Origin of the sequence: Xanthomonas sp. SHU 308 (assembly GCF_000364645.1) — a bacterium.
In the GTDB taxonomy this organism is placed as follows: Bacteria; Pseudomonadota; Gammaproteobacteria; order Xanthomonadales; family Xanthomonadaceae; genus Xanthomonas_A; species Xanthomonas_A sontii.
Genome location: NZ_AQOK01000665.1, coordinates 1 through 4031, shown reverse-complemented (window position 1 = coordinate 4031; position 4031 = coordinate 1). Strand labels below are relative to the sequence as shown.

The window sequence follows — 4031 nt, the reverse complement described above, 5'->3', positions numbered from 1 at the left end:
GGGCGTGGACCTGCAACTGAGCACGCAACTGGGCGAGCACTGGACGCTGTGGCTGTCGCAGGCGCTGCAGGAGGCCAAGGTGGTCAGCGCCTACAACGCCTCGGGCGAATCGCTGCGCGGCCGCGAGGTGTTCTCGGTGCCGCGCTACATCAGCAACGCCGGCGTCGACTACCGGCCCGATGCGCGCTGGACCTTGGGCGTGCAGGCGCGCGCGCAAGGCGACTACTACATCGACGAGCGCAATGCGCAGGGCAAGTACGGCGGCTTCCGCGTGGTCGATGCCAGCCTGCGCTATCAGCTCGGTCCGCGCACCAGCCTCGACCTGCAGGTCAAGAACCTCACCGACGCTCGCTACGCCTACGTCTGGTACGACAGCTTCTTCTGGGGTGGCAACAATCAGGCGATGTTCTCGCCAGCGCCCGGGCGTTCGGCCTATCTCGGGTTCGAACTGCGGCTGTAGGGCACCTCGCATCACCTGCATCCGCCACAGCGTGCTGCGCAGGCGCAGCTTCAGCCGCGACGGGCTTCACCGGGAACGCCCCTGTCGCGGCTGAAGCCGCTCCTTGTATCTGGACATGTCCCCTGCGAGATGAGAGGTGCCCTGTCACGGTGTTGCCTGGCCAAGGACGACCGTAAGTCGCCGGACGCGGCGTCCGCCGCGCTGTGGTACGGTTCCAGGCGTCGCCAGCCTTCGCGCAAGCCTCCCGCTCGTTCACAGGAGTGCTTTGCGATGATCTCTCCCGCTTCGCTCGACCACGGCGTCTTCCGCTTCCGGGAGACATCGCCATGACCGACTTCGTCACCGATGCGGCGCAGCTGCAGGATTGCGTGGGCCGCCTGCCCGGTCCGCGCGACCTGAAGGTGATCGACCACCTGGACGCGCATGCGCTGCGCTGGCTGGCCGCCAGCCCCTTGCTGTTCGCCGGCGTCGCCGGCCAACGCCTGGCATTGAGTGCGGGCAGCGGTGCACCCGGCTTCGCGCGCGGCGATACGCCGCATTTGCTGTCGATCCCGCTGCAGGCATTGGACACGGTTCACGCGCACGTCGGCGCCGGCTTCGGTTCGCTGTTCCTGGTGCCCGGATTAGGCGAAACCCTGCGGATCAATGGCCGCATCGCCGGCGACGACGGCACGCGCGTGTTCGTTGCCGTCGAGGAATGCTATCTGCACTGCGCCAAGGCCCTGCTGCGCGCCGACTGGTGGCACGCGGAGGCACAGACCAGCGCCACGCCGCCGGAGACGCCGGAAGGATTGCTCGCCAGTTGCCGACTGCTGATCCTGGCCACCGCCGATGCCGAGGGCCGCGTCGATGTCAGTCCGCGCGGCGATCGCGCCGGGGCCTTGCTGCAAGCCCACCGCGACGCCTGGTGGTTCGCCGACCGGCCGGGCAATCGCCGCGTCGACAGCCTGGGCAACCTGCTGGCGCGGCCGCAGCTCGCGCTGCTGGCACTGCGCCCCGGCAGCGCGCGCTGCGTGTGCATCGAGGGGCTCGCCCGCCCCAGCACCGACGAGGCGATCCGCAACGCGCTCGCCGTCGATGGACGCGTTCCGCATCTGGCGGTGCGGGTGCTGCCGGCGCTCATGGAGGAGACGCACAGCCGCGCGCTCGGTCGTTTCGACCGTTGGCCGCCCGCCGCCATCGCACACGACCTGGACCCGCCGGCGATCTTCCGCGACCACGTCCGGCTCAGCGGCGCGCGTGGCGCCCAGGCCACGCTGATGCGCGCGGCGGTCTCGGTGCCCGGCGTGGTGCGCAAAGGACTGCAGGCCGACTACAAGAAGAACATGTACTGAGCATCCAACGCCACCGGCTCATCCGGCGGCGTCGGTCACGCCGGGCGCGCTGAGGTGATGCACGGCATAGCGGTGTGCGGCGGCGTCTTCCGGCGGCAGATCGCGCCACAGATGAAAACGCAGCCGCGTCCATCCCTGCGGTTCGTAGCCGCACACCGTGGCCAGCACGCGTTCGTCAGGTACGTCCATGTCGGCGATCTCGCTTCCGCAAGCTGGCACTGGCGCCGGAAGCACGCGGGTGGCGTAGCGCGCCGAGCGCAGCGCCGCGGACGTCCACGCCGTGCCGACCATCCACGCCTGCACGGTCGGGCGTCCGAAGGCCTCGCACAGCGCGGCGAACGCGGGGCCGGCGAGGAACGCGTGCATCGCCGCCGCATCGCGCCACAGATAGAACGGCGCATACAGGTTCTGCCGGCCGGGCAGCAGCGGATCGCTGCGATCGGCGACCAGGTAGGCCTTGAACTGCAACCCCGGCAGCGTGTCGAGCAACGGCCCTTTGTCGGCGATGCGGCGGCGGATGATCGCCATGTCGTAGTCCGCCGGCAACGCGATGCTGTATTGCATGGCGATCATGCCAGCACTCCGCGGGCCGTGATGCCAGCGCGGCCGCCGCCGAACGACCAGTCCTGCGCCGCGGTGGTGACGATGGTGACCATCACGTCCTCCGGCGGAATTCCAGGCGCGATCGCCAGCAGCTCGACCAAACGCAGATAGAACGCCTGCTTGCAGGCAGCGCTGCGTTCGCGGCCGGCGGTGATGGCGATCAGCACGAAACGATCCGAGCGCGGCCCGCCCAGGTAATGGCGGTCGAACACCAGTTCGTCCGGGTCGTGCTGATGGATGACCTGGAAGCAGTCGCCGGCCGGCACCTCGAAGGCGTCGTGCATCGCCTGGTAAAGGCTGGCCGACAGCGCACGCAGGTAGGCGGGCGCGTGGCCGCGCAGCAGCGAGATACGGGCGTACGGCATCAGCGCGGCTCCGTCATGGCCGGCCGCGCCGCGGCAGCGGTGCGCAGCAACGGCAGCGCGGACGCCGCACACGGCCAGCCGGCGTAGAACGCCAGGTGGGTGATGGCCTCGGCCAGGGTGTCGCGGTCCAGACCGTTGTCCAGTGCGCGCGCCAGGTGCAGCGGCAACTGCTCCAGTCGCGACAGGGCCACCAGTGCCGCCACCGTGACCAGGCTGCGCTCGCGCGGCGACAGCCCGGGGCGCTGCCACACCTCGGCGAACAGCACCTCGTCGGTGAGGCGCGCGAAGGCCGGCGCGATGTCGCCGAACGCGGCCTGCGGGGAAGGAAACGGCGTGGATGGGTCGGACATCGGAAGGTCTCGCAGGGGGAACGGGCACAGCCTAGTCGCGCACAACCTTTCGAAAAATCGGAAAATATCGAAATAACTGTCCGGTAAATCAGGATCGACCGATGCGCCCCACCACCTTCGACCTCGACGCGCTGCGCAGCTTCGTCGCCGGCGTGGAGTTGGGCAGCTTCGCCAAGGCGGCCGAGCGCCGCGGGCGCTCCACCTCTGCGATCAGCGCACAGCTGAAGAAGCTGGAGGAGCAGGCCGGGCAGCCGGTGCTGCGCCGCCAGGGCCGCGGCCTGGCCCTGACCGAGGCCGGCGAAGCCTTGCTGGGCTACGCGCGGCGGCTGCTCGAGCTCAACGATGAGGCGGTCGTGGCCCTGCAGGACACGGCGCTGCAGGGCTGGGTGCGGCTGGGGCTGCAGGAGGACTTCGGCGAGCACATGCTGCCGGACGTGCTCGGGCGTTTCGCCCGCGCCCACCCGCAGGTGCGGATCGAAGCGCGCATCGCCCGCCACCAGGAACTGCTGGCGCGGGTGGAGGCCGGGCAACTGGATCTGGCCCTGGCCTGGGACTCCGGCGCAGCCTCGGCGCATCGGCAGGCGCAAGCGGCGTGGCCGCTGCGCTGGATCGCCGCAGGCGACCGCAGCGCGCCGGACGTGGCCGACTGGAGCGGCGCGGCGCCATTGCCATTGGTGATGCTGGAAGCCCCCTGCCTGCTGCGCACGGCCGCGACCACCGCCCTGGACCGCGCCGGCATCCCATGGCGCATCGCCTTCACCAGCGCCAGCCTCGGCGGCGTATGGGCGGCGGTCCGCGCCGGATTGGGCATCACCCTGCGCACCCCGGCCGGGGTGCCGGCCGGACTGGCCTTGCTGGCGCCCGGCGCCGGCGGCCTGCCCGCGTTGCCGGCGTTAGGGCTGAGCCTGCATCGCGCGGT

At 70.7% G+C, this 4031-nt stretch carries 6 protein-coding genes; 3 read left to right on the top strand and 3 right to left on the bottom strand.

Features of this window, described 5'->3' with window-relative positions; genetic code table 11:
* Both D588_RS0118290 and D588_RS0118285 read left to right on the top strand, forming a co-directional pair.
* Positions 1-460, top strand: a 460-nt coding sequence (locus tag D588_RS0118290; protein WP_026143861.1) for a TonB-dependent receptor, incomplete at its 5' end; no start/stop codon positions are given.
* A gap of 326 nt (positions 461-786) precedes the next feature.
* Positions 787-1794, top strand: coding sequence for a pyridoxamine 5'-phosphate oxidase family protein (locus D588_RS0118285; RefSeq protein WP_017917005.1), 1008 nt, complete (start codon positions 787-789; stop codon positions 1792-1794).
* An 18-nt stretch (positions 1795-1812) separates the two neighbouring features.
* Here D588_RS0118285 and D588_RS0118280 read toward each other — a convergent pair whose 3' ends face one another.
* From D588_RS0118280 to D588_RS0118270, 3 genes are read right to left on the bottom strand one after another with little or no spacing between them, the layout of a single operon-like run.
* A complete protein-coding gene (locus tag D588_RS0118280; protein WP_017917004.1) occupies positions 1813-2367 on the bottom strand; it encodes a DUF4865 family protein in 555 nt (184 codons plus the stop codon).
* Positions 2364-2762 (bottom strand): tautomerase family protein, encoded by a 399-nt coding sequence (locus D588_RS0118275; RefSeq protein ID WP_017917003.1) that lies wholly within the window; start codon positions 2760-2762, stop codon positions 2364-2366. The genes D588_RS0118280 and D588_RS0118275 overlap by 4 nt, the downstream gene beginning before the upstream one ends.
* The gene (locus D588_RS0118270) at positions 2762-3112 is read right to left on the bottom strand and encodes a carboxymuconolactone decarboxylase family protein (RefSeq protein ID WP_017912218.1); all 351 of its coding nucleotides are present in this window, start codon (positions 3110-3112) and stop codon (positions 2762-2764) included. Before D588_RS0118270 ends, D588_RS0118275 begins: the two co-directional genes overlap by 1 nt.
* Positions 3113-3213: 101 nt before the next feature.
* Here D588_RS0118270 and D588_RS0118265 point away from each other — a divergent pair.
* On the top strand, positions 3214-4031 hold an 818-nt coding region (locus D588_RS0118265), incomplete at its 3' end, for a LysR substrate-binding domain-containing protein (RefSeq protein WP_017917002.1).

Bases quoted from the DNA above. Each gene is read 5' to 3' on its own strand.
- D588_RS0118285 (WP_017917005.1), top strand. From the start codon at position 787: ATGACCGACTTCGTCACCGATGCGGCGCAGCTGCAGGATTGCGTGGGC.
- D588_RS0118280 (WP_017917004.1), bottom strand. From the start codon at position 2,367: ATGATCGCCATGCAATACAGCATCGCGTTGCCGGCGGACTACGACATG.
- D588_RS0118275 (WP_017917003.1), bottom strand. From the start codon at position 2,762: ATGCCGTACGCCCGTATCTCGCTGCTGCGCGGCCACGCGCCCGCCTAC.
- D588_RS0118270 (WP_017912218.1), bottom strand. From the start codon at position 3,112: ATGTCCGACCCATCCACGCCGTTTCCTTCCCCGCAGGCCGCGTTCGGC.